General features: G+C 69.1%; 28 protein-coding genes. 16 read left to right on the top strand and 12 right to left on the bottom strand.

Annotated elements, in window-relative coordinates; translation table 11 throughout:
• Positions 1–38: 38 nt before the first annotated feature.
• The 4 genes from EV137_RS02440 (at position 39) to EV137_RS02425 (ending at position 3,452) form a co-directional block, all read left to right on the top strand.
• Positions 39–983 (top strand): aldo/keto reductase, encoded by a 945-nt coding sequence (locus EV137_RS02440; protein ID WP_202870792.1) that lies wholly within the window; start codon positions 39–41, stop codon positions 981–983.
• Positions 980–1,741 (top strand): YaaA family protein, encoded by a 762-nt coding sequence (locus EV137_RS02435; RefSeq protein ID WP_134126233.1) that lies wholly within the window; start codon positions 980–982, stop codon positions 1,739–1,741. Before EV137_RS02440 ends, EV137_RS02435 begins: the two co-directional genes overlap by 4 nt.
• A 125-nt stretch (positions 1,742–1,866) precedes the next feature.
• On the top strand, positions 1,867–2,679 hold the full coding sequence (locus tag EV137_RS02430; RefSeq protein ID WP_134126231.1) for an MBL fold metallo-hydrolase: 813 nt from the start codon (positions 1,867–1,869) through the stop codon (positions 2,677–2,679).
• 143 nt (positions 2,680–2,822) lie between these two features.
• The gene (locus EV137_RS02425) at positions 2,823–3,452 is read left to right on the top strand and encodes an HNH endonuclease family protein (protein WP_134010167.1); all 630 of its coding nucleotides are present in this window, start codon (positions 2,823–2,825) and stop codon (positions 3,450–3,452) included.
• A gap of 8 nt (positions 3,453–3,460) precedes the next feature.
• On the opposite strand, the gene EV137_RS02420 is transcribed toward EV137_RS02425, so the two are convergent.
• Positions 3,461–4,408 carry a MarR family transcriptional regulator gene (locus tag EV137_RS02420; protein ID WP_134126229.1) on the bottom strand — a complete coding sequence of 316 codons (948 nt, stop codon included), beginning with the start codon at positions 4,406–4,408 and terminating at the stop codon, positions 3,461–3,463.
• A 156-nt stretch (positions 4,409–4,564) separates the two neighbouring features.
• Positions 4,565–5,518, bottom strand: coding sequence for a DUF389 domain-containing protein (locus EV137_RS02415; protein WP_134129286.1), 954 nt, complete (start codon positions 5,516–5,518; stop codon positions 4,565–4,567).
• A 40-nt stretch (positions 5,519–5,558) separates the two neighbouring features.
• On the opposite strand from EV137_RS02415, the gene EV137_RS02410 reads away from it, so the two are divergent.
• Positions 5,559–6,968: an APC family permease gene (locus EV137_RS02410; RefSeq protein ID WP_134010171.1), complete on the top strand. Its 1,410-nt coding sequence runs from the start codon at positions 5,559–5,561 to the stop codon at positions 6,966–6,968.
• On the opposite strand, the gene EV137_RS02405 is transcribed toward EV137_RS02410, so the two are convergent.
• Positions 6,910–8,109: a Cmx/CmrA family chloramphenicol efflux MFS transporter gene (locus tag EV137_RS02405; RefSeq protein WP_134126227.1), complete on the bottom strand. Its 1,200-nt coding sequence runs from the start codon at positions 8,107–8,109 to the stop codon at positions 6,910–6,912. The two genes, EV137_RS02410 and EV137_RS02405, sit on opposite strands and share 59 nt — an antisense overlap.
• A 191-nt stretch (positions 8,110–8,300) precedes the next feature.
• On the opposite strand from EV137_RS02405, the gene EV137_RS02400 reads away from it, so the two are divergent.
• A complete protein-coding gene (locus EV137_RS02400) occupies positions 8,301–8,909 on the top strand; it encodes a rhomboid family intramembrane serine protease (RefSeq protein ID WP_134126225.1) in 609 nt (202 codons plus the stop codon).
• On the opposite strand, the gene EV137_RS02395 is transcribed toward EV137_RS02400, so the two are convergent.
• Positions 8,902–9,822 carry a threonine/serine dehydratase gene (locus EV137_RS02395; protein WP_134126223.1) on the bottom strand — a complete coding sequence of 307 codons (921 nt, stop codon included), beginning with the start codon at positions 9,820–9,822 and terminating at the stop codon, positions 8,902–8,904. The genes EV137_RS02400 and EV137_RS02395 overlap by 8 nt on opposite strands.
• A gap of 17 nt (positions 9,823–9,839) precedes the next feature.
• Here EV137_RS02395 and EV137_RS02390 point away from each other — a divergent pair, with 17 nt between their 5' ends.
• Positions 9,840–11,759: a propionyl-CoA synthetase gene (locus tag EV137_RS02390; protein WP_305000143.1), complete on the top strand. Its 1,920-nt coding sequence runs from the start codon at positions 9,840–9,842 to the stop codon at positions 11,757–11,759.
• On the opposite strand, the gene EV137_RS02385 is transcribed toward EV137_RS02390, so the two are convergent.
• Entirely contained in the window at positions 11,724–12,509 is a 786-nt protein-coding gene (locus EV137_RS02385) for an alpha/beta fold hydrolase (RefSeq protein ID WP_134126221.1), read from the bottom strand. The two genes, EV137_RS02390 and EV137_RS02385, sit on opposite strands and share 36 nt — an antisense overlap.
• Positions 12,510–12,526: 17 nt before the next feature.
• Here EV137_RS02385 and EV137_RS02380 point away from each other — a divergent pair, with 17 nt between their 5' ends.
• Together EV137_RS02380 and EV137_RS02375 are read left to right on the top strand one after the other, a co-directional pair.
• Positions 12,527–13,177: an SDR family oxidoreductase gene (locus EV137_RS02380; RefSeq protein WP_134126219.1), complete on the top strand. Its 651-nt coding sequence runs from the start codon at positions 12,527–12,529 to the stop codon at positions 13,175–13,177.
• A 40-nt stretch (positions 13,178–13,217) separates the two neighbouring features.
• Positions 13,218–13,649 (top strand): OsmC family protein, encoded by a 432-nt coding sequence (locus EV137_RS02375; RefSeq protein ID WP_134126217.1) that lies wholly within the window; start codon positions 13,218–13,220, stop codon positions 13,647–13,649.
• Here EV137_RS02375 and EV137_RS02370 read toward each other — a convergent pair.
• From EV137_RS02370 to EV137_RS02360, 3 genes are read right to left on the bottom strand one after another with little or no spacing between them, the layout of a single operon-like run.
• The gene (locus EV137_RS02370; protein ID WP_134126215.1) at positions 13,636–14,418 is read right to left on the bottom strand and encodes an SDR family oxidoreductase; all 783 of its coding nucleotides are present in this window, start codon (positions 14,416–14,418) and stop codon (positions 13,636–13,638) included. The genes EV137_RS02375 and EV137_RS02370 overlap by 14 nt on opposite strands.
• The gene (locus tag EV137_RS02365; RefSeq protein WP_238175045.1) at positions 14,415–15,254 is read right to left on the bottom strand and encodes a hypothetical protein; all 840 of its coding nucleotides are present in this window, start codon (positions 15,252–15,254) and stop codon (positions 14,415–14,417) included. Before EV137_RS02365 ends, EV137_RS02370 begins: the two co-directional genes overlap by 4 nt.
• A gap of 19 nt (positions 15,255–15,273) precedes the next feature.
• Positions 15,274–15,735 (bottom strand): Lrp/AsnC family transcriptional regulator, encoded by a 462-nt coding sequence (locus EV137_RS02360; RefSeq protein WP_134010191.1) that lies wholly within the window; start codon positions 15,733–15,735, stop codon positions 15,274–15,276.
• Positions 15,736–15,828: 93 nt separating this feature from the next.
• Between EV137_RS02360 and EV137_RS02355 the strand changes: the two genes are divergently transcribed.
• Together EV137_RS02355 and EV137_RS02350 are read left to right on the top strand one after the other, a co-directional pair.
• Positions 15,829–16,680 carry an LLM class flavin-dependent oxidoreductase gene (locus EV137_RS02355; RefSeq protein WP_134126213.1) on the top strand — a complete coding sequence of 284 codons (852 nt, stop codon included), beginning with the start codon at positions 15,829–15,831 and terminating at the stop codon, positions 16,678–16,680.
• On the top strand, positions 16,677–17,102 hold the full coding sequence (locus EV137_RS02350) for a nucleoside deaminase (RefSeq protein WP_134010195.1): 426 nt from the start codon (positions 16,677–16,679) through the stop codon (positions 17,100–17,102). The genes EV137_RS02355 and EV137_RS02350 overlap by 4 nt, the downstream gene beginning before the upstream one ends.
• A 36-nt stretch (positions 17,103–17,138) precedes the next feature.
• Here EV137_RS02350 and EV137_RS02345 read toward each other — a convergent pair whose 3' ends face one another.
• Both EV137_RS02345 and EV137_RS02340 read right to left on the bottom strand, forming a co-directional pair.
• Positions 17,139–18,056: an LppU/SCO3897 family protein gene (locus EV137_RS02345; RefSeq protein ID WP_134126211.1), complete on the bottom strand. Its 918-nt coding sequence runs from the start codon at positions 18,054–18,056 to the stop codon at positions 17,139–17,141.
• A 57-nt stretch (positions 18,057–18,113) separates the two neighbouring features.
• Positions 18,114–19,103 (bottom strand): helix-turn-helix transcriptional regulator, encoded by a 990-nt coding sequence (locus tag EV137_RS02340; RefSeq protein WP_238175044.1) that lies wholly within the window; start codon positions 19,101–19,103, stop codon positions 18,114–18,116.
• Between the two features lie 63 nt (positions 19,104–19,166).
• Here EV137_RS02340 and EV137_RS02335 point away from each other — a divergent pair, with 63 nt between their 5' ends.
• From EV137_RS02335 to EV137_RS02320, 4 genes are all read left to right on the top strand, one after another.
• On the top strand, positions 19,167–20,114 hold the full coding sequence (locus EV137_RS02335; protein WP_134126209.1) for a helix-turn-helix transcriptional regulator: 948 nt from the start codon (positions 19,167–19,169) through the stop codon (positions 20,112–20,114).
• Entirely contained in the window at positions 20,114–20,818 is a 705-nt protein-coding gene (locus EV137_RS02330) for an alpha/beta fold hydrolase (RefSeq protein WP_134126207.1), read from the top strand. Before EV137_RS02335 ends, EV137_RS02330 begins: the two co-directional genes overlap by 1 nt.
• Positions 20,815–21,117 (top strand): DUF1905 domain-containing protein, encoded by a 303-nt coding sequence (locus EV137_RS02325; protein WP_134010203.1) that lies wholly within the window; start codon positions 20,815–20,817, stop codon positions 21,115–21,117. The genes EV137_RS02330 and EV137_RS02325 overlap by 4 nt, the downstream gene beginning before the upstream one ends.
• Before the next feature lie 61 nt (positions 21,118–21,178).
• Positions 21,179–21,727: an isochorismatase family protein gene (locus EV137_RS02320; RefSeq protein ID WP_134126205.1), complete on the top strand. Its 549-nt coding sequence runs from the start codon at positions 21,179–21,181 to the stop codon at positions 21,725–21,727.
• Here the strand turns inward: EV137_RS02320 and EV137_RS02315 are convergent.
• Both EV137_RS02315 and EV137_RS02310 read right to left on the bottom strand, forming a co-directional pair.
• On the bottom strand, positions 21,717–22,388 hold the full coding sequence (locus EV137_RS02315; RefSeq protein ID WP_134126203.1) for an HAD family hydrolase: 672 nt from the start codon (positions 22,386–22,388) through the stop codon (positions 21,717–21,719). The two genes, EV137_RS02320 and EV137_RS02315, sit on opposite strands and share 11 nt — an antisense overlap.
• A gap of 96 nt (positions 22,389–22,484) precedes the next feature.
• Positions 22,485–23,348, bottom strand: coding sequence for a LysR family transcriptional regulator (locus EV137_RS02310; protein WP_134126201.1), 864 nt, complete (start codon positions 23,346–23,348; stop codon positions 22,485–22,487).
• A gap of 75 nt (positions 23,349–23,423) precedes the next feature.
• Here EV137_RS02310 and EV137_RS02305 point away from each other — a divergent pair, with 75 nt between their 5' ends.
• On the top strand, positions 23,424–23,933 hold the full coding sequence (locus tag EV137_RS02305; protein WP_134126199.1) for a cysteine dioxygenase family protein: 510 nt from the start codon (positions 23,424–23,426) through the stop codon (positions 23,931–23,933).
• Position 23,934: the final 1 nt, after the last annotated feature.

Below are 23,934 nucleotides of genomic sequence, written 5' to 3'. Positions count from 1 at the left end.
AGCACTCAGCCGCGCCCGGAGCGAAGCGTAGGGTGTGGATGAGTGATATGGAGTACCGGCAGCTGGGCGACTCTGGTCTCACTGTCAGCGTTGTCGGACTGGGGTGCAACAACTTCGGGCGGCGGCTCGATGCGGGCCGGACGGACGCGGTGGTGAACGCCGCGGTCGACGCGGGGATCACGTTGTTCGACACCGCGGACATCTATCGCGGCGAGCACGGGTTCAGCGAGGAACTGCTCGGCAAGGCGCTCGGTGCGCGCCGCGACGAGGTCGTGATCGCGACCAAGTTCGGTGGTGACCTGGGCGGGGTGAACGGGCCTGACTGGGGCGTGCGCGGCTCCCGCCGGTACATCCGCAAGGCGGTCGAGTCGAGCCTGCAGCGGCTCGGCACCGACTGGATCGATCTCTACCAGCTGCACTTCCCGGACCCGGTCACGCCGATCGAGGAGACCCTGGCGGCGCTGTCCGAACTGGTTGCCGAGGGCAAGGTCAGGTACATCGGCAGCTCGCAGTTCGCGGCCTGGCAGGTGGTCGACGCGGACTGGACCGCCCGGTCGAACGGCCTGGAGCACTTCATCAGCGCGCAGAACCAGTACTCGCTGCTCGAGCGCGACGTCGAGGACGAACTGGTCCCGGCCTGTGAGCATCTCGGGCTCGGCATCCTGCCGTTCTTCCCGCTCGCCTCCGGTCTGCTCTCCGGCAAGTACCAGCGTGGTGCGGCGGCGCCCGACGGCTCCCGGCTCGCGACGCAGCCCGACCGGTTGGCGCAGGCGGACTTCGACAAGCTCGAGGCGCTCGAGACGTTCGCGGCCGAACGCGACCTGACGATGATCGACGTCGCGATCGGCGGCCTCGCGGCGCAGCCCGCGGTCGCCTCGGTGATCGCCGGCGCCACCACACCCGAGCAGGTCACCCAGAACGTCGCAGCCGGCCGCTGGGACCCGACCCCCGCCGACCTGGCAGCGTTGGACGAGCTGACGTGACCCTAATACTTCTGCCGCCGTCCGAAGGAAAAACCGGGCGGTCGCGTGGTCGTGCTGTCGACTTCGGCGCGTTGTCGTTCCCGGAGTTGAACCCGGTGCGCGAGCAGGTGCTCGAGACGCTGGCGAAGGTCTCGGCGTCCGCCGACGCGCACGACGTACTCGAAGTCGGCGCCTCGCTGCGTGACGAGGTCGAGCGGAACACCCGGTGGCGCACCGAACCGTCCGTGCCGGTCTCCGAGCTGTACTCAGGTGTCCTGTACGACGCCCTCAGCTACTCCACCCTCTCCGCGGGCACGAAGCGCCGCGCCGCGAATCGCCTGCTCGTCATCTCGGCGGCCTGGGGCGCGCTGCGGCCCGCCGACCGGGTCCCGCCGTACCGGCTGTCGATGGGTACCACGCTGCCGGGCCACGGACCGCTGGCGTCGGTATGGCGTGATCCACTCAACGCCGCGTTGGCCGACGTCGACGGTGTGATCGTGGACTGCCGATCCTCGACGTACGTCGCGGCATGGCGGCCGTCCGGCGACCAGGCGGACAAGTGGGTGTCGGTGAATGTGGTGCGGGAACGCGATGGTGTGCGGTCGGTCGTCTCGCACAACGCGAAGCACACCCGCGGCCTGGTCGCGCGGCACCTGCTCGAGTCCGGCAAGGATCCGGGAACGCCGAAGTCACTCCACAAGCTGATCAGCGAACGCTGGAACGCCGAGCTGGACCGCGCCTCGACCGGCTGGACACTGACCGTCGTCGAACACGACTGATCCTTGCCTTCGGCATCTCCTTCGCTCCTGCGCTTGACACGGTCCGGATCGCGGCGGACGCTCCGAAGAGGACCAGGTCCGGGGCCGCTCGCCGTGGGTGACGGCGGCACTCCACAGGGGGAATCATGCGGATCAATCGTGTCGGCGCTGACATCAGCGTGCTCAGTGACCAACTGCCGGTGCCGGGCATCGGCTTCCTGCCCGTCAACGCGTTCGTGCTGCTTGCGGCCGAACCGCTGGTGGTCGACACCGGGTTGAGCCTGCCCGGGCGTGGCTTCATGGACGCGCTCGGCTCGGTGGTCGATCCGGCCGACGTGCGGTGGATCTGGCTGACCCATCCGGACCGCGATCACACCGGCTCGTTGTTCGACCTGCTGGAAGCGGCACCGCAGGCACGCCTGATCACGACGTTCGTCGGCGCCGGCATCATGTCAACCGAGCGGCCGCTGCCCATGGACCGGCTGTACCTGCTGAACCCCGGCCAGTCGCTCTCGCTGGGCGACCGCACCGTGACCGCCTTCCGGCCGCCGCTGTACGACAGCCCGGCGACCGTAGGCTTCTACGACGACCGCTCGCGGGCCTGCTTCAGCTCCGATTGCTTCGGAGCGCCGATGCCGACCTCGGAGCTCGCCGACTGCGGCGATGTCAGCGATGCCCCGCGGGACGCGCTGCGTGGCGGGCAGTTGCTGTGGGCGACGCTCGACAGCCCGTGGGTGCACAACGTCGACCAGGAAGCGTTCCGGCGTACTGTCCAGCCGTTGCGGGAGATGAACCCGGACGTCATTCTGAGCAGCCACCTGCCGCCGGCTCCGGGGCACACCACGAACTTCCTGGATCTGCTCGAGACGGCGCCGCAGGCCGATGCGTTCGTCGGACCGGACCAGCACGCCTTGGAGGAGATGCTCGCCGGCTTCGAGCCGGTCCAAGCCGCGACCTGAGCGGGACACGAACCGTCGCATGGGCAGCGTCCTACGTTCACGCGACTGTAACTGGTGAGTGGTTTCCTACGGTGCGTGATCGGGGAAGGCTGAAGGGCAGCAACGTCAGGGGGGATCCGCCCTAACCCTCGGAGGCCTGACCGATGCGACGTACGACCGCATTAGCGACAACAGTGGCGGCGGCCGCGACCGCGTGGACGCTGAGCGCCGGACCGGCGCCGGCGTACCCGCCGACCCCGCCGTCGGCGAGCACCGCCGCGACCCAGCTGGCGAGCCTGACCGTGAAGACGGAGGGTTCCAGCGACGGCTACAGCCGGGACAAGTTCCCGCACTGGATCATCCAGTCCGGCACGTGCGACACCCGCGAACAGGTGCTGAAGCGCGACGGCTCCGGAGTGACCGTGGACAGCAGTTGCCAGCCGACCGCCGGCCGCTGGTACAGCGTGTACGACTCGACCTGGGTGAACGACTCCTCGGACGTCGACATCGACCACATCGTGCCGTTGTCCGAGGCATGGAAGTCCGGCGCGAGCGCATGGACGCAGGCCAAACGTCAGGAGTTCGCGAACAACCTGACCATCTCGCAGCTGATCGCGGTGACCGCGTCGAGCAACCGCTCGAAGGGTGACAAGGACCCGTCGGAGTGGAAGCCGCCGAACACCTCGGTGCACTGCATCTACGCCCGCGAGTGGATCTGGGTGAAGTACACCTACAAGCTGTCGCTACAGTCCGCCGAGAAGACAGCACTGACGCAGATGCTCGGCACCTGCTGAAATCCTGGCTAGTCCTCGAGTAGGTGGCGGCGCTGGGCCTGGATGCCGGCCTGGAACCGGGTCCGCGCACCCAGCGTCTCCATCAGCTCGGCCACCCGGCGGCCGACGGTCCGGCTGCTCAGCGCGAGCTGCCGCGCGATCGCGTCGTCCTTGAACCCGGCCGCCAGCAACGTCATCAGCCGCGCGTCCGTCGGGTCGGCCTTGGCGGCCGGGACCACGGGTACAGCCTGGTCCCACAGCAGCCAGAACATCTCGATCAACGCGTCCAGCAACGCGCAGGGATGTACGACGAGTGCGCTGTCGACCAACTGGTCCACCGACAGCGGCAGGAGCGCGATCTTCCGGTCGAACACGGCCAGCTTCATCGGCACCTGCGGATGCACCCGCGACGTCTCGCCGGCATCGGCCGCGCTGTACGCCTCGTCGACGCCGCCCGGGATGTCGAGCGAGTCGGGGGAGTAGATGCCGTGGACGACGACCCCGTCGCCGAGCAGCCCGCGTACGGTGCTGTCCGATTCGGAGGCCTGCGCGGCGTACGGCGGCCGGTCGAGGACGAGCAGCTGGTGATCGGTCCCCTTGAGCAGCTGCGCGAACCGGGCGGCGATCGCCTCCTGACCGACGATCACCTCGACCAGGTTCTCCGGCCGGTACTGCTCCTGCGTGCTCAGCTCGGTCAGCAGCACCCGGGCCTCGGCGCGCACCCGATCGAGCTCGGCCCGGCGTACGGCGACCAACGCGTCGACCGCGACGTCCGGACGGGTCGGGAGCAGGCGGACCGGGTCGTCGGAGGTGCTGGTCAGCAGGCCGAGCTTCTCGAGCCGGCCGATCGTCGCGACGACCTCCTGCTCGTCGCGGCCGAGCCGGTCGGCGAGCTCGCGGACGCCGCAGCCCGGGGCCGACAGCAACGCCCGGTACGCCTCCTCATCGGACGGCTCCACCCCCACCGACTCCAGCATCCGATCAGGCTATCTCGTCCCGTGGACGGACTCGACCGGTTTGGCTACTTCGCGCCATGTCCGGGATACGTCAGCACACTCGCAGGTGCGGGGACCCCTCAGGTGGGGTATGTCTGACGGTGCCGGGCGCGCGCGGATCGGACAGGGGACGTCTGGTCAAGCCTCAACGCGCGCGCCCGTCCTTCGCTTCACCTTCAGGTAGCTGCGCCAGATCAGTCGCTGCAGCATCAGGGTGACGACGCCGGCGGCGGTCATTCCGGCAAGGTTGATGCCGAGTTGGGTCGCGGATCCGCCGATCTGGTGCGGTGCCCACAGGGCGACGGACAGCGCGAGGTCGCCCGCGGCGGGAACCGTCGTGACGGAGATGAACACACCGACCAGCGCGTTGCCACGGCCGGCGGTCTGCGACAACACGCCGGCGCACCCAGCGAGTACGGCGACCACCGCGGACCACCTGTCGGGTCGCCAGATGAAGCCGGTGAGCGGCCGCGCCGCCGTGACGTCACTGACGTCGACCCAGCCGACCGCGCGGGCCAGCAACGCCGTGAGTGCTGTCAGTGCGATCGCGAGCACGAACCCCTTGACCAGCAGCGACAACGACCGCTGGGTCAGCCCGCCCTTGCGCAGGAAGATGCCGACGGCCAGAGCAGCGACGACGCCGAACTCCGGACCGACCACCATGGCGCCGACGACGAGGATCGCGGAGTCGGTGATCACGGCGACCGAGGCGATCATGGTCGCCAGCGTGAGGAACGCGTAGTACACCCAGGACCCGCCGGCCTCGTTGTACGCCTGGTCCACGACGGCGTCCCAGATGACCGCGTCGTCAGGCGCGCCCGGCGCCGCCTTCTCCGCGGCCTGAGCGTTCCGCGACGGCGCCGCGTCCACGGAGGCCAGCGCCACAGAGCCCTCGTCGTACAGGCCCTGTGCCTTGAGCCAGGTGAGGATGTCGGACGTGGCTTCGCGGGTCACGTCGCACTCGACGACGTCGCCTTCGGGGCGGCGGGCGGCGCCGGGAAACCGGACGATGCTGGTGACTCGTGGGTCGGCGACGAGCGTGTTCAGGACGCGCTCGCTGCGGTCCGATGGGACGATGAGTCGAAGGTGCATCACGGGCCACATGCTGTCAGATCGACTCCGGGGAGCCTTCATGAGTGATTCCGCCGCAGTAGTGCAATCTGGTGAGCGTCCTGAGCTGAAGCGGGTCATGGGCCCCGGACTGCTCCTGCTGTTCGTCGTCGGGGACATCCTCGGGACCGGTGTGTACGCGCTGACCGGCAAGGTCGCCGGTGAGGTCGGCGGCGCGGTCTGGCTGCCGTTCCTGTGCGCGTTCGTGGTCGCGCTGCTGACGGCGACCAGCTATCTCGAGCTCGTCACGAAGTACCCGAAGGCCGGTGGCGCGGCGGTCTACACGCACAAGGCGTTCGGGATTCATTTCCTCACGTTCCTGCTCACGTTCGCGGTGATGTGCTCCGGCCTGACCTCGGCGTCGAGCGCGTCGAAGGCGTTCGCGGCCAACTTCTTCTCCGCCGCGCACATCGACGCCGACCGCGGCGCGCTGCTGATGATCACCGCGCTCGGCTTCATGACGCTGATCGCGCTGGTGAACCTGCGCGGGGTCGGCGAGAGCGTCAAGGCGAACGTCGTGCTCACCTGCGTCGAGCTGAGCGGTCTGCTGATCGTGATCGGGATCGGCGCCTGGGCGCTGATCGGCGGCGACGGCGACACCTCCCGGCTGACCGACTTCAAGGTCCCCGAGGGCGAGTCCCCGTTCAGCGCGGTGACGGCCGCGACCGCGCTGGCGTTCTTCGCGATGGTCGGGTTCGAGGACTCGGTGAACATGGCGGAGGAGACCAAGGACCCGGTGCGGATCTTCCCGAAGATCATGCTGATCGGGCTGTGCATCACCGGCGTCATCTACGTGCTGGTCGCGATCTCCGCGGTCGCGCTGGTCTCGCCGGACGAGCTGAACAAGGGCGCGACGCCGCTGCTCAAGGTCGTCCAGGCCGGAGCACCCGGGTTCCCGCTCGAACTGTTCGCGTGGATCACGATGTTCGCGGTGGCGAACTCGGCGCTGATCAACATGCTGATGGCCAGCCGTCTGCTGTACGGCATGTCGCACGAGCAGGTGCTGCCCGGTCCGCTCGGCCGGGTGCTCCGCCGGCGCCGTACGCCGTACATCGCGATCCTTTTCACCACGCTGCTCGCGTTCGTCCTGATCGGGTACGCCGATCTCGCGGCGCTCGGTGGCACGACGGCGTTCCTGCTGCTGTGCGTGTTCGCGATCGTGAACGTCGCGGTGCTGATCCTGCGGCGGGACCGGGTCGAGCACAAACACTTCCGCGCGCCGACCGCGTTGCCGGTGCTGGGCGTCGTCCTGTGCGTGTACCTGGCGAGCCCGTTGTCCGGACGGGCGTCGGCGGACTACAAGATCGCCGGCTGGCTGATGCTCGTGGGGGTCGGGCTGTGGATCATCACCTGGTTGCTGAACAAGTACGTGTTCAACCGGCACGCCGACTTCGATCCGTCGCACCTCGACCCGCAAGGTCCGGTGAACTGACGGGCAGGAATGCCGCGACCAGGACAGTGCCCAGGGCCACGAGCCCGATGACTACAGCGATCCAGCCGAGCGCGGGGTAACCCGCGCCGGCGTCGATCGCGAGGCCGCCGAGCCACGGCCCGGCCGTGATGCCGACGTTGAACGCGGAGAAGTTCGTCGCGGTCGCGAGCGTCGGCGCGTCACCGGCCAGGCTGAACACGCGGGCGTTGAGCGCCGGGTTCGCGGCGAACCCGAAGCCGCCGAGCAGCGCGATCACAGCGATCGCGACAGCTGGGACGGACGCGGTGACTGCCAGTACGCCGGACAGGACGAGCAGCCCGGTGATGCTGATGAACAACGTGTGGAACGGGAGTGCGTCGGCGAACCGGCCGCCGAGAGTGATCCCGATGAACGAGCCGAGACCGTAGAGAGCGAGTACGCCGGGAACGGCGCCGGGCGGAAGCCCTGTCGTCTGGATCAGCAGCGGAGCGAGGTAGCTGAAGACGACGAGGATCGTGGCAGTCGCCAACGCCGTCGTACCGAACGCGAGCCAGAGCCGTGCGTTGCGGAGCACCCGAAGCTCGTCGGCGAGCCGGGGTGCGCTCGCGAGGTCAGGCCGACCGGCCGGCAGGGTCGCGAGCACGCCGGCCATTGCGAGGACGCACAGGCCGGCCACGGTCCAGAACGCCGACTGCCAGCCGAGGTGCTGGCCCAGGAGGGTTCCGAGCGGGAGACCGACGATGGTCGCGATCGTGAGGCCGCCGGTGACGATGCTCATCGCCCGTGCGCGGGCGTTCGCCGGTACGAGCGCGACTACGGTCACCGCGGCCACCGACCAGAACCCGGCGTACACGAAGGCTCCGACGATCCGGGTGGCGAGCAGTACGGCGTAGCTCGAGGTCAGGGCGCCCGCGATGTGGGTGAGCGCGAAGATCGTGAGGAAGACGAGCAGCGCCGTACGGCGGGACCAGGTGAGCGTGACGACCGCGAGGACCGGGGCTCCGACGAGCATGCCGATGGCGAACGCGGAGATCAGCAGCCCGGCCTGGGGGATCGAGACGTGCAGATCGGTGGCGAGTTCCGGAAGCAGTCCGGCGAGCATCAGTTCGGACGTGCCCTGCGCGAAGATGCTCAGCCCGAGGACATAGACAGCTACCGGCATCGTTCCCCCTCACCTCGACGAATGCCACTCGTAGTATCTCAGGGATCACTGTCCGCTGTCGCCGCGCCCGTCACGGGTTGAGATTTGAGGTGATGCGGCATCGTTGGGGGCATGGACGAGCGCAGCGAGTTCATCAATAGGCACAGTGCGGGCCGCGCCTCATCCGCGCCCGGAGCGAAGCGAGGACGTGGATGAGCTATCAGACTCCGGCGAAGCGGAGCGGGCGGGCTGTGGACACCGCCCGGATCGGGAGTGGGCTGAAGCTGCTCGTTGCTCTGGTGGGGCTGATGTGGCTCAGCGAGGTCGTCGACACCGCGACGCAAGGCGCGCTCGACCAGTACGGGATCATCTCCCGCGAGCCCCGCGGCCTGATCGGGATCCTGACCGCGCCGTTCCTGCATCTCGGGTTCGGTCACCTGATCTCGAACACGCTGCCGCTGGTCACGCTCGGCGCGCTGATCGCGGTCAGCGGCGCGGCCCGGCTGTTCGCGGTGACCGCGATCGTGACGGTGATCGGCGGGTTCGGGACCTGGCTGATCTCACCGCCGAACACGATCACGATCGGCGCCAGCGGACTGGTCTTCGGGTATGCGTCGTACCTGATCCTCCGCGGGCTGTTCAACCGCCGGCTCGGACAGGTGCTGCTCGGCATCATCGTCGTGATGGTCTGGGGCAGCGCGCTGCTCGGCGGACTGCTGCCGCAGGACGGGATCTCCTGGCAGGGTCACCTGTTCGGTGGCATCGCCGGTGTGCTCGCGGCCTGGGTCCTGGCCGACGACAAGCAGCAACGCGTCAAATGAGCGTGGCAGGGTCGGTGTTCGCTCCGCAGACCACAACGACCACGCGCTCACCGGCAGCCGGGCGGTAGGCCCCCGACAGCAACGCGGCGTACGCCGTTGCACCACCGTGCTCGGTTGCCAGGTGGTACTGCCGCCACAGCTCCTTGCGGGCAGCAACGATCGCCTCGTCGTCGACGAGCACCGGCCGGACGCCGTACGTCTGGGCAGCCTCGAAGGCCAGTGAACCGATGCGGCGCGCACCGAGCGAGTCCGCGGCCACTCCGCCGACGGCTCCATCGGTCGGCTCGCCGGCTTCGAGCGCCCGCTGCAGGGTCGGGGCGAGCGCCGGTTCCACGCTGACCACCTGCGCGTTGTCGCCGATGGCGGTTGCGATGCCGGCGATCAGTCCGCCGCCACCGACCGCGACGAGGACCGTGTCGAACAGGCCGGCCTGTTCGAGCAGTTCGAGGCCGACCGTGCCCTGCCCGGCGACGACCTCAGGCTGGTCGTAGGCGTGCACCAGCAGCGCCCCCGTCTCGTCCCGCGCCGCGAGCGCCGCCTGGTACGCCTCGGCGTACTCCGATCCGACCTGCACGATGTCCGCGTCGAGGGTCCGCAGCTTGCCGAGCTTCGCGGCCGGTGTCGTCTCGGGGACGAAGATCCGGGCCGGTACGCCGAGTTCGCGGGCGGCGTAGGCCGCCGCCAGCCCGTGGTTGCCGCCGGACGCGGCGACGATGCCCTGTCCAGTCAGGGCGCCACTGTCCTTCGCGGTGAGTAGCCGATTGAACGCGCCGCGCGGCTTGAACGAACCGGTGTGCTGGAGCAGTTCCAGCTTGAACGTGAGTCCCGGCGCCACCTCGATCACCGGCGTACGTCGTACCCGCCCGGCAATGCGCTCCGCGGCCTGCTTCACGTCGTCGAGGCTTACCGTCATGCCTCAACCCTGCCACGATGGTGAACAGCCGACGGACGGGAGGCCATGGGATGGGCGCGTACGAGGAGACTTACCGGCGCAGTCTTGACGACCCGCACGGGTTCTGGCTCGAGGCGGCCGAGGCGATCACCTGGACGAAGGCACCGACCCGGGCGCTCGACGCGACACATGCCCCGATCTACCACTGGTTCCCGGACGGGACGCTGAACACGTCGTACAACGCGCTCGACCGGCATGTCGAAGCCGGCAACGGGCAGCGAACCGCCCTGATCTACGACTCACCCGTGACGGGAACCGGCCGCACCTACACCTACGCGCAACTGCGGGACGAGGTGGCGATGTTCGCGGGCGCGCTCGCGTCGCTGGGTGTCGGCAAGGGCGACCGGGTGATCGTCTACATGCCGATGATCCCGGAGGCGGTCGTCGCGATGCTGGCCTGCGCGCGACTCGGGGCGATCCACTCGGTGGTGTTCGGCGGCTTCGCGCCGCGTGAGCTCGCCGCCCGGATCGAGGACGCCGGGCCGCGCGTGATCGTCGCAGCTTCGTGCGGCATCGAGCCGACCCGGATCGTCGAGTACAAGCCGATCATCGACGAGGCGCTGAAGATCTCGTCGCACCAGCCCGAGCACACCGTCGTCTTCCAGCGCGAACAAGCCCCCGCTGAACTGGGCGAACGCGATCTCGACTGGGCCACGCTGACCGCGAAGACCCAGCCGGCAGGCCCGGCGCAGGTCGGAGCGACCGACCCGCTCTACATCCTCTACACGTCGGGTACGACGGGACGTCCGAAGGGCGTCGTCCGTGACAACGGCGGTCACGCGGTCGCACTCGCCTGGACGATGCGCAACGTGTACGACATCGGGCCGGGTGACGTGTGGTGGACCGCGTCCGACGTCGGCTGGGTCGTCGGCCACTCGTACATCGTCTACGCGCCACTCCTGGTCGGAGCGACCACTGTCCTGTACGAAGGCAAACCAGTCGGGACGCCGGACGCGGGCGCGTTCTGGCGGGTGATCTCCGAGCACGGCGTGAAGGCGTTGTTCACGGCGCCGACCGCGATCCGCGCGATCAAGAAGGTCGATCCCGAGGCGGCCGAGCTGGCGAAGTACCCGCTGGACAGGTTCCGGACGTTGTTCCTGGCGGGGGAGCGGCTCGACCCGGAGACGTATCACTGGGCGCACGAGCATCTCGGCGTACCGGTCGTCGACCACTGGTGGCAGACCGAGACCGGCTGGCCGATCGCGGCCAACCCGCGCGGACTCGAGCCGCTGCCGACCAAGCCGGGCTCGGCGACCGTGCCGATGCCGGGCTGGAACGTGCAGATCCTCGACCCGTACGGCAAGGAGTTGCTCGCACACGAGGAGGGCGCGATCGCGATCAAGCTGCCGCTGCCGCCGGGCGCCCTGCCGACGCTGTGGGGCGACGACCAGCGCTACATCGACAGCTACCTCAAGGAGTACGACGGCTACTACCTGACCGGGGACGGCGGGTTCATCGACGACGACGGCTACATCTTCGTGATGGGCCGCACCGACGACGTCATCAACGTGGCCGGCCACCGCTTGTCGACGGGCTCGATCGAGGCGGTCGTCGCGGCCAACCCGGCGGTCGCGGAGTGTGCGGTGATCGGTGTGCACGACGCGCTGAAGGGGCAGCTGCCACGGGCACTCGTCGTACTCAAGGCAGGCGCGACGGTCTCGGACGACGTACTGCGGGACGAGCTGGTGGCCGCCGTACGGCGGGAGATCGGGCCGGTCGCCGCGTTCCGGGACGTGTCGGTGGTCGATGCGCTGCCGAAGACCCGGTCGGGCAAGATCCTGCGCCGAACGATGCGCGGAATCGCCGACGGCCGCGACGAACCGGTCCCGTCGACCATCGAGGACCCGACCGTCCTGGACGCGCTACGACCCGTCCTGCGCGGCGGTCAGGAAGGCTAGGACCGCCGGACTCGCAACCGACCGGAACTCGTGGAAATAGGCGTGCCGGGCACCCGTGATGAGTTCGGCCCGAGCCCCCGGGATCCGGTCGGCGAGCAGTTGCGCGTTCGCGGCCGGACTGAAGATGTCGTCGGTGCCGTGCAGGATCAGGGTCGGCGCGGTGATGGACGGTAGGGCGTCCCACGCGTCGTGCCGGTTGCTGGCAACCAGATGCCTGCGCTTGGCGTACGACGGCATCGTCGGGTCACCGAGCACGTAGTACGGACCTGGATTGTGTGCGAGCCAGGCCGGGGTGTACATGATCTCGAGCAGCACGCGATCGGCTCGCTCCGGATCGGCCAGCGCCTTGCGGATCTCCTGGCTTCGCTCGTACCCGTGGGCCGCACCGGGCGAGGTACAGCCCAGGACGAGTGCGTCGACACGCTGGGGATGGTTGATCGCGAGCCACTGCGCGACCCGACCGCCCATGGACGTCCCGTAGACGTGCGCGCTGTCCAACCCGAGGTCATCGAGCACGGCGACCACGTCGTCCGCGAACCCGACCGTGCTGTAGACCTCGTCCGGCTTGTCGCTCTCGCCGGTTCCTCGCCAGTCCAGGGCGATCGTCCGGTACTGCGCTTCGAAGTCCGAGCGGACCGGATCCCACCAGGTGTGGTTGTTGGACTGCCCGGCGAGCAGAAGAAGTGGTTGCCCGACGCCCCGAACCTGGTAGGCGATCCTCGTCCCGTCAATGGCTGCTGCGTTGGGCACAGAGATAGTCTGCAGGTATGCGAGTCGTGATTGCGGGTGGACACGGGCAGATCGCGTTGCGGCTGACGCGGTTGCTGAGCGCTGACGGGCACCAGGTGGTCGGGGTGGTGCGGAACCCGGACCACGAGGCCGACATCGCGGCAGCCGGCGGTGAGGCCGCCGTACTGGATCTCGAGCAGGCCGACGTCGGCGCGGTCGCCAAGGTGCTCGCGGGCGCGGACGTCGCGATCTTCGCGGCGGGCGCCGGGCCGGGCAGCGGGAACGCGCGCAAGGACACCGTCGACCGCGGTGCGGCCGCCCTGTTCGCGGACGCTGCCGAGCAGGCCGGCGTACGGCGGCACATCCAGGTCGGCTCGATGGGCGCGGACCTCGCCCCGTCGCTGACCGACGACGAGACGTTCACGGTCTACCTCCGGGCCAAGTGGGCCGCCGAGGAGGATCTGCGGGCCAGGGACCTGGACTGGACGGTGCTGCGGCCCGGCAGCCTGACCGACGATCCCGGGACCGGCACGGTGTATCTCGCCGACAAGACCGGTCGCGGCCGGGTCACCCGCGACGACGTCGCGCTGGTGCTGGCCGGCCTCTGTGACGCTCCGGCCTCGATCGGCCGGACGCTCGAGCTCATCGGCGGGGACACACCCGTCGCTGAGGCCCTCGAGAATCTCTGACCCTTACGACGTTGCCACAAGCAACAGAATGTGACGGGACATGGCAAACACACTGCGGCAGGTGACCTTCGAGCGCCTGGCGAACAGCAGCTACGAGGTGCGGAACGCCCGCGGCGGGACCCTCCGGATCGGCTCGGGCGGCGAGGACACCGACTTCACGCCGGTCGAGCTGCTGCTCGCGGCGATCGGGACCTGCTCGGCGATCGACGTCGATGTCGTGGTGAGCCGCCGGGCCGAGCCGACCGAGTTCAGCGCGGTCGTCCGTGGCGACAAGATCCGGGACGCCGAGGAAGGCAACCGGATGGACAACCTCGCGGTCGAGTTCACCGTGCGCTTCCCCGAAGGCGAGGACGGCGACAAGGCCCGCGAGGCGCTGCCGCGCGCCGTGAAGATGTCCCACGACCGCCTCTGCACGGTCAGCCGCACCGTCGAACTCGGCACCCCGGTCACCACCACGGTCAACGCCGACTGAGCAGGAACTCGCTCGCCGGCCGAAGCCGGGTCTGCAACACGTCCTGGGTACCGCGGCTGTCGAGCCGAATGTTCGACGGTGTACCTGGCGCGGACGGCAGCGCCTGCGGGTCGAGACCGTCGCGAAGGGCGATCAGCCGCCCGAGGTCGAATCGGCTGATCGCCTGAGGGCCGGCCACGTGGGTGACGCCGATGACATCGGAGACGAGCAACTCGAGCAGCGCCGACGCGAGGTCGGAGACGTGCACCGGGCAGCGAATGTTGCCGGTGTAGAAGACACCAGGTTCACCGGCCGCGAACCGTCGTACGCGCTGTTCCTCCCCCGAGCGACCGTCCGATCCGACGATAATCGACGTCCGCGCGATGACCGCGCCCGGCCTGATCGCCAAGATCGCCGTCTCGGCTGCCGCCTTGGCCGCGCCGTACGGCGTGATCGGGCAAGGCAACTCGTGCTCGGTGTACGCCGCTTCCCGGGGACCGAAGACGGCATCGCTGGACACGAACACGAGACGCGCGCCGTCCGCCTCCAGCGCGACGTTGACCGCGCCGTCGGCGGTCGCGGCCCAGTCGTCCCGCTTGTAGGCGGTGTGGATGATCCCGTCCGGCCGGACACTGCGGATCACCTCGCGCACCACGTCACGGCGCCGTACGTCGAATTGCACGCCACCCGGCACGACCTGCGAGTGATACGCAGGCACAACCTCGTGGTCGGCCGTGCGCAGGAGTTCACGGCCGAGCAGACCAGCGGCTCCGGTGACGAGCAACCTCACCCGACCAGCCTATGACGCTCGAGCCGCCAGCCGGCGGTCCGCGTGGCGCGCTTCACCTCGGCGAGCGTCCGCACCTTCCGCGGCGACATCCACGACTGCGACGGCTTGTGCAACATCCACCCGTCCCCGATGGTCAGCGCCGCATGCTGAACCAGCCGCGCAGTGTCACGCCAGACGAACACCGTGCCCGGTACGTCGTCCTTACCGCCGCGCTCGGTGTGCTGCGCGAGCCATTCCTCGAACGGCTCGCGCAGCATCCAGACTGTCTCAGCACCTTCGGTGCCGCAGGCCGCCATCACGGTGCCGAAGCAGTTCGGCCCGCTGCCGTCCGCGAATGTGCCTGCCAACTCGCGCACGCGCGGCAACTCGGCGGGCCAGGTCCGGACCTCTGTGTGCCGGCTCGGCCCGAGATCCTCGCTGACGACGTCGGGCAGCACGCGCGCCGGCTCCCGGAGCAGCGACTTCCACCAGACGAACCGATGCCCGTCCGCCTGCTGCCGAACCTCCGGGCCGACGATCCGCGCCCATCTCCTCACCGTCGGAACTGCCGCACGGTCGTAGTCCACCTGCGCCCGGACCAGCTTCGCCCGCGTCGCCTTCGGCAATTCGCCGTACGCCGCCTCGCTCAGCCACGCAGTCCGAGCAGCCTTCCGGTCGATCGCGTACGTACGGTACGTGTCGCGGTCCTCGCGGCTCGGCTCCCGATCATCCGTCGCCAACTTCCAGGCAGTCGCCTGGCTTTTCGTCACGAAGAACGGCTGCTCGTCCGGCGCTAGCCAATCAACCCATCGATCCAGCAGGTCAGGCGAGACGTCGACACCCAGCACGGTCAGCACCCGGCCAACGGTTTCACCCTCAGCCCTGATCGGCCACCGGTTTCTGCGGGCCGCGGTAGCGCTGGGTCTGTGAGTAGACGAGGTTGGTGGTTGTGCTGCCGAAGTCGGTGAGCTCGTTGACGAGTTCCTCCAGGTGCGGCATCGACGCGGCCGCGACCTTCAGCGTGTAGCAGTCGTCGCCGGTGGTTCGCAGGCATTCAAGGATCTCGCGCCGCTCGGCCAGCAGGCGGTGCAGGGGCTCGTGCTTGTTACCGGGGTACTTCAGCCGTACGACGGCCAGCACCGGGTAGCCGACCTTCGTCAGGTCGATCTCCGCGCGGTACCCGGTGATCACGCCGATCGACTCCAGCCGGCGTACTCGCTCGGTGGTGGCCGAGGCGCTGAGGTTGACCCGCTTGCCAAGCTGCGTCAGCGACAGCCGGGCATCCTCCTGCAGCTCGTTGAGGATCGCCCAGTCGGTCGGATCGAGACTCTCGGTCATATGCACAATCTACCGGTGATTTCGCGGCTTGATGCGGCGTACGCCGGGAAGAATGTCTTCAGAACCAGGTCGTCGCCTGGATAGCCTGAAGGCGTGGAACTTGGAGTGAACGTGCCGAACTTCGGCCCGGGGACGAATCCGGCGCGGCTGCGGGACTGGGCGCGCGTCGTCGAGGGACTCGGGTACGACCTGCTGATGGTGTCCGACCATGTGGTGATCACGCCGGACGTCGCGGAGCAGTACCCCGCGCCGTTCTACGAGCCGTTCACCACACTGAGTTGGCTGGCCGGGATGACCGACCGGGTCCGGCTCGGCACGACGGTGCTGATCGCGCCGTACCGGCATCCGTTGCTGGTGGCAAGGATGGCGGCGAACCTCAACGCGTTGAGCGGCGGGCGGTTCGTGCTCGGTGTCGGGGTCGGCTGGGCGCGGCAGGAGTTCGAGGCACTCGGCGCGGAGCATGCGCACCGAGGTCGGCATACGGACGAGGTGCTCGCCGAGCTGCGGCGCGCGTGGGCCGATACCGCCGACTACGGAGAAGGGGCGATCCCGATCTGGGTCGGCGGTTCGAGTACGGCGGGCTTGCGGCGGACCGTCCGGTACGGCGACGCGTGGCATCCGCTGCGGCAAACGATGGCAGAGCTGCGGTCCGGGCTGAATCGCCTGCGGACGGTCGCGGCGTCGGAGGACCGGCCGGCGCCCGGATTCGCGCCGCGGATCCTGCTCCGGCTCACGGACGAGCCGCTCGGCGACGATGATCGAGTGGCGGGGGAGGGCGCGATCGAGCAGGTGATGGAGGATCTCGCCGTACTGCGGGAGCTCGGCGCGCAAAGCGTCGTACTCGATCCGTTCGTCGGCGACCCCGACGAGACCGAACGGCCCGAGGTGGCTTGGCAGGCGCTGGCGACGATCGCCGCGCGACGAACTGGACTGGAGACGACGTGACACCTGAGGCAGAAGGATTCCTGCGCCGTGCGATCGAACTCGCAGCGGAGGCACGGAAGAACGGGAACCCGCCGTTCGGCTCGCTGCTGGTCGGCCCCGACGGCAGCGTGCTGGCCGAGGAGCGGAACACGACGATCACCGAAGGGAACATCAGCTTCCACCCGGAGCTGAAGCTCGCGGTGTGGGCGGCTCAGCAACTGTCGCCCGAGGTCGCAGCCGGCACGACCATGTACACGAGCTGCCAGCCGTGCGGGATGTGCTCGGGAGCGCTCGCGAGGTCCGGCCTCGGCAAGGTCGTGTTCGCGCTGTCCGGTGAGCAGCTCGACGGACTCAAGTCGACGGGCGGCTTCCCCGCCGTACCGCTGGAAGGGCCGGCGCTGTACGACGAGGCGCGCGTGCCGGTGGACGGGTACTACAGCTGAGGCTGGGGGGTCCCGTTGCCGGGACCCCCGCACTCGCTACTTCACCGGGGTCAGGCAGAGCGTGTACTTCGTCGAACCCTTTTGGTAGACGTACGACGCCTCCGCGCTCTCGCCGCACTGGCTGTCATCGGTCGAGTCGTCGATCTTGTCGACGATCTTGTACTCGGCCTCCGAGGAGGTGCAGTCGACGACCTTCACGTCCGGTTTGACCGACGTGCCCTGGTTGACGACACAGGCGCCGATCTTGGCCTTCGACTCGGTCGAGTTCAGGTTCGCGAACACGATCGCCGCGATCAGCGCGACCGGCAGCAGCAGACCGAGGATCGCCGGTCGCTGGAACAGCGGCTTGCCCGGGTCCATCGGCCGGCCCTGGCCCGGCGTCGGCTCCGGAAGGCCCTTGAACTTCTGCATCGGGCCGATGTTCATCAGCATCGTGATCGGGTTGATGATCGACGACCCGATGCCCCACCAGCCCTGCCAGAGGCTCTTCGCGGTCATGTCGCGCACCGAGGCGATCCCGCAGGTCCGGCAGAACGGACCCTGCAGCTTCAGGAACCGCATGATGATGATCAGGCCCTGGTGGCCGCGCACGGTGGCCTCGACCGCCGGGTAGCCGCCACAGAAGCGGCATGCCATCTGGCCCTGCGGCGCGTGGCCCTGCTGGGGGTACGACTGGCCCTGCTGGTACTGCTGCTGGCCCTGGTACTGCGGGCCCGGGTACTGGCCCTGCGGCGGGTACTGCTGGCCGCCGTCCTGCGGGTACGTCTGGCCCGGCTGCTGGTAGTGCTGGCCGCCGTACTGCTGGTCCGCGTACTGCTGCTGACCGGGCTGACCTGGCTGCTGAGGCTGGCCGGGCTGCTCGCTGTACTGCGGGAACTGCTGCGGTGGCGGACCGTAGCCGGCCGGCTCACCTGAGTACGGGTTCTGCGGCGGCTGGGGAGGGGATGTGGTCACGGATGGTTCCTGAGGCTGATCGAGGGGCGGTGTCGGGACACGTTGACCCACGGCACCTTACTCATCCAGGTGGTCCACCGCGGCATAGCGCCGCGTCAATTCCCGGCCAAGTCGCGCCAGCTCCGCCTGCACCGACGGCGGATCCACGACCTCGATCGACCCGCCCCAACCGGCGAGGTGCTGCGCGATCATCAACGGAGTGGGCGCGGTGACCTTGAGCCGGACCCGGTCTCCGTCGGTCCCGTCGACCTCACAGTTGCGGCCAAGCCGGTCCTGCATCACCCACACGAACCGCTCGTCCATCAGGACAGTTGCCGTCAGCCCCGATCGGCGTTCCTCCATCCGCTCGACGATCTCGGCCCACGCCGTCGACAGCTCGAACCCGTCCGGCCGCTCGAAGGTTTCGCCGGTCGCGTCGGCGCCGGCCACCCGATCGATGCGGAACGTCCGCTGGCCCTTCTCGGTCCACGCGATCAGGTACCAGACGTCGTCCTTGTCCACGAGACCGAGCGGATCCACCACCCGCTCCGACGTGGCCCGGCCGCGTCCCGAGTAGAGCAGTCGGACACGTTCCCGGCGTACGACGGCGTCCTGCAGGCGACGTACCAGCTCTGGCCGTTCCTTCACGTGCTCGCCCCAGCGGGCGGGGTCGATCACCACCGCCTCGGCCGCCGCCTGGGCGTGCTCGCGGAAGGTATCCGGCAGCGCCCGCACAAGCTTGCGGAGGGCGGCTTTCGCGTCGGGAGCGATGGACGCCGCAGGTCCGACGAGCAGGAACAACGCCTGCGCCTCGGTCGCCGTCAGCCCGCTCAGATCGGTCCGGGCACCGCCGACCAGCTGCCAGCCGCCGTTGCGCCCCGGCTGTGGATAGACCGGGATGCCGGCCGTCGACAGCGCCTCCAGGTCCCGGCGCGCGGTCGCCACCGAGATCTCCAGCTCCGCCGCGACGTCGGCCGCGGTCACCCGGCCCCGGGCCTGCATCAGCAACAGCACCGCCACCAACCGATCCGCCCGCATGACCCCGATCGTCGCAGACAAACCGCTCATCGTCTGAGCAGTTAAATCGGGTTACCCTCAGTTCCGGACGGCCTTCTTCCGGAATGGTGACTGATGGCGTACGACGTGAGCCCGACGGCGCGGACCCTGATGGTCCTGGAGCTGATCCAGAACAGTCCCGGCATCACCGCGGAGCAGTTGGGAGACAAGCTCGGGGTCTCCGAGCGTGCGGCCCGCCGGTACGTCGCGATCCTGCGCGAGGCCGACATCCCGATCGAGTCGGTCCGCGGACCCTACGGCGGCTACCGGGTCGGGCGGGGCCTGCGGCTGCCGCCGTTGATGTTCAGCCCGACCGAGGCGCTCGGCCTGGTGATGGCGGTCCTCGAAGGACCGCGCGGCGCCGCGGATCCGGTCGAGGACGCGCTCGGGAAGATCGTCCGGGTGCTGCCCGAGGCCGTTGCCCGGTCGACCGACGCGATCCGCCGGGTCTCCGCGCGCGGACCCGATCCCGGGGCCCGGACCCCTGATCCCGAGATCACCGCCGCCCTCGTCTCGCACAGCGCGGACTCGCGGCGCGTGACGATCCACTACCGCCGCCACGAGGACGAGTGGCCGATGGACGTCGACCCGTGGGCGGTCGTCGTCCGCCGTGGTCGCTGGTACCTGCTGTGCTGGTCGCACGCCAAGGACGCCCGGCGCGTGCTCCGCGTCGACAAGATCACCAAGGTCGAGGCGCAGCCGGGGTCGTTCGTCGCACCCGCCGATCTCGACCCGCTGGCCGCCGTCGAGGAACACCTGGCGATGGGCTGGCGGTACCCGATCGAGGTCGAGATCGAGGCGCCGCTCGACGACGCCGCGTGCTGGATCCCGCGCAGCATGGGCCGCCTGGAACCCATCGACGAGAACCGCACCCGCCTCCTCGCCAGCACCGACGAACCCGACTGGTACGCCGGCAAACTCTCCGAGATCCGCGCCCCCTTCCGAATCATCGGCGGCCCCGAACTCCAATCCGCCTGCCAACTCGTAGCCCACCGCCTCCTCACCGCAAGCACCCCCGATTGATGCGCACCTGGGGATCCGGCGACCGCGTGGCACTCCTCGTCCACGGCATGCTCGGCGCGGCCTCGCAGTACCACGAGGTCGGCCCCGCCCTTGCAGCCCGCGGGTACCGGGCGGTCGCGGTCGACCTGCCCGGTCACGGCGATGCGCCGCGGGATCCTGGCGCGACGATGGATCTGTTCGTCGACGCCGTCGTCTCTGTTGTCGATACGCCACCTGCGCTCGCCATCGGTCACTCGCTCGGGGCAATCGTGCTGTCCCACGCGCTGCCTCGGCTGCGGCCCGGTCGCGCGGTGTATGTCGACGTACCCTTCGCTGGCCCGTCCACGGGCCCGCGGGTGTCGGCTGCGGAGCTTCGCGAGCGCTTCACGGCCTCACGCGCCGCACGCACTGTGGAGCGGCTGGCTACCCGGCCAGATTGGTCTGCTGAAGATTGTCGAGTCGAGGCGGAGGCGGCGGCTCGGTTCGACGTCGACACCGCGGTTGCGCTCGAGCGCTCGTACGTCGGGCACGCGGTCGAGCGGCCTGCGGTGCCGTCGCTGGTAGTGCGGGCCGACCCGAGCCGTTACGTGTCGCCGGAGCGGGCCAGGGAGCTGGAGGAGATGGGATTCTGGGTCCGGTCGGTGCCGGGTGCGGGGCATTCGGTGTGGTACGGACACCTCGACGAGTTCATGGGAGTGCTGGACGAGTGGCTGGGGGCGGGATGAACGAGGTCGAGTTCTCGGGGGAGATCTGGTATTGGCGGGGGCCGGCGCCCTGGTACTTCATTACGGTCCCGGACGAGGAGAGCGCGTACTTCGAGGCGGAGTCGAACTTCGTCACGTACGGGTGGGGGATGATCCCGGTGACCGCGGAGATCGGCGCGAGCGTCTGGGACACGTCGATGTTCCCGAAGGACGGGCGGTACATCCTGCCGGTGAAGGCGTCCGTACGGCGGGCCGAGGACCTCGACGACGGCGACGTACCGACCGTCCGGCTGCGATTGCGGAGCTGGACGAAGGCATGACGAAAACTGTCGGCGGACGGGTCTAGCGTTCGCCGTACACGTTTGAGAGGGAGGTGCCGGGATGTGCACGCTGTCCGACCGGCCGCACACGGCCGTGCTCGTGGTCGACGTCCAGAACGGTGTTGTCGGGGAGGCGTACGAGCGCGATCGCGTCGTCGCCAACATCAGCACGCTCGTCGGCAAGGCCCGGGCCGGGGAAGTCCCGGTCGTCTGGGTCCAGCACTCGAGCGAGGAACTCGTCAAGGACAGCGACCAGTGGCAACTGGTGCCCGAGCTGTCCCGCGACGGCTCGGAGCCGCTCGTCCACAAGACGTACGCCGACAGCTTCGAGGCCACCGACCTCGAGGACGTCCTCGCCCGCGCCGGCATCGGCCACCTGATCGTCAGCGGCGCGCAGACCGACGAGTGCATCCGCTCGACGATCCACGGCGCGATGGTCCGCGGGTACGACGTGACGCTGGTCGCCGACGCCCACACCACCGAGGACCTGAGCGAGTACGGCGCCCCCACCCCCGACAAGGTGATCGCCCACACCAACCTCTACTGGCAGTACCACCGCGCCCCGGGCCGAACCGCCGCCGTCCAGAATACCGACGAACTCACCTTCTGACGACGTCCAGGACCTGAGTCAGCACCCGCACCCGCGGTACGTCGGCGCCCCTGTGCGCATCGTTCCGGTCAATCAGCACGGCCTGGATCCCGACTGCTCGTGCGCCGCGGATGTCGTTCTCCAGTGAGTCGCCGACCATCACGACGTCGTCGGCGGTGGATTCGAGGCGATCCAGCGCGTGGATGAACGCCCGGGGATCGGGCTTGCCCATCGGCAAGGTGTCGCCGGTGATCAGTTCGTCGATCTCGCCCGTCAGGCCCAGCCGGTCGAGCTTGAACCGCTGGTGATCGCCGTTCCCGTTCGTCAGCACCACGACGCCGAGCCCCGCGTCGCGCACGGCCCGCAGTCCCGGCACCGCGTCGTCGAAGACGGTCCAGCCGTCCTCGTACCGCCGTACATAGCCCTCGAACATGCCGTCCGCCTCGGCATCGCTCGCCTCGACCTCGAGGAACTCCCGCACCCGGCGTCGCCGCTGCTCGGCGAAAGTCAGCTCCCTGCGCTGGTAGCGCCGGTAGTGCTTCTCCGACACGACGGCCCACCGTGCGGCCACCTCCGGTCCGGTCACGCCGTACTCGGCAGCCCACCCGACCACTGCCGCGGCGGCCGCCGACTGCTGGTCGACCAGCGTGCCGTCGAGGTCGAACAGCACGCTCTTCAGCATCCGCGCCACGCCTCCAAGGACGGAAGGATCACGCGGAAGTCGGGGCAGGTGTGCCGCATCGCACTGATCCTCTCGTTCGGACTGCGCGATCGTATGTCAGTGCGCGGCTGACTGCTGCAGGGCGTTGACGAGTGCGGCGACGGGCGGTGGATCGGGCGGTTCGCCGTACGTCGCGGCGTACACGTGACGTCGTGAGCCCGGCAGCTCGCTGGCGGTGATGCCGGCGACGTGGTGGGTGCGCAGCGCGAGGCCCGGCATCGTCGTCACACCGAGTCTGGCCGCCACCAGCGCTTGCATGACGACCATGTCGTCCGACGTGTAACCAATCCTGGGCTCGTAGCCCTCCGCGGCACACAGCGCGATCAGGTGGCTTCGGCAACGATCGCATCCGGCGATCCAGATCGCGTCGCGCAGGTCCGCCACCGTTGCCGGTCCGTCTGACAGCACATACAGCGGATCGTCGACCAGGTGATGCAGTCGTACGCCGTGTGGCTCGGGCTCGGTCTCGTCGTACCGGAACACGATCGCGACGTCGACCTTCCCCGTGCGGAGCAGCTCGAACGCCTCTGGCGGATGGGTGTCGACGAGGCTGACCTCGAGCCCGGGATGCTTCTCGGCCAGCGCAGTCATGGCCGCCGGAACGAGCGCGCCGATCGCCGACGAGAAGCCCGCCAGCCGGATCCGGCCCGCGCTCAGGCCGATGTGCGCCGCCAGCTCGGCGTCCACGGCGTCGATCCGGCCGATGATCTCCGCCGCCCGGGCCGCGAGCAGCCGCCCGGCCTCGGTCAACCGGATCCCGCGGCCGACCCGTTGCAGCAGTTGCGCGCCGGTCTCGGCTTCCAGGCGCCCGAGGTGGTGCGTGACGGACGGCTGGGAGTAGTGCAGCTCGCGCGCGGCAGCAGTCACCGAGCCGTGGCGCGCTACCGCGTCGATCACCCGCAACCTCGTGACATCGAGCATGTATCAACTCTATCTATCAATGAGGACAAAACTTGGCATTAGACGTTATGGGTTCACCCGGCGCACTCTCAAGACATGACCACTACAGCAGCCGAAACCAGCGAACTCACCGCCCTGATCAGCAGCGTCCGGGACGCCATCGGCCGACACTCCGACTGGAACCAGACCGCTCAACACGTCGGCGCCGGACTGCGGCGCACCTTCCCGAGCCCCGACGTACTGACCGCCGAGCAGCGCCTCGGATCGCCCGACAGCTACCAGAGCCACACACTGCACGTCGAGCCGGACGGTTCGTTCTCGATCATCGCCGTGGTGTGGCGGCCCGGGCAGCTGACGCGGATCCACGACCATGTGACGTGGTGCGTGGTCGGCGTACTCCAGGGCGTCGAGCACGAAGAGTTGTTCGACGCCGACCTGCGGCTGATCGGTGAGAGCGACAACCACGTCGGCGAGGTGAGCGCGTTCGCGCCGCCCGGCGACATCCACCGGGTCCACAACACCTTCGACGAGACCGCGATCTCGCTGCACATCTACGGCACCGACGTGACCCGGATCGGCTCGAGCGTCCGTCGGTACTACGACTGAC

The organism is Kribbella pratensis (assembly GCF_004366075.1).
GTDB lineage: Bacteria > Actinomycetota > Actinomycetes > Propionibacteriales > Kribbellaceae > Kribbella > Kribbella pratensis.
Note: the sequence above shows the minus strand (reverse complement) of the source record. Positions and strands in the feature narration are given on the sequence as shown.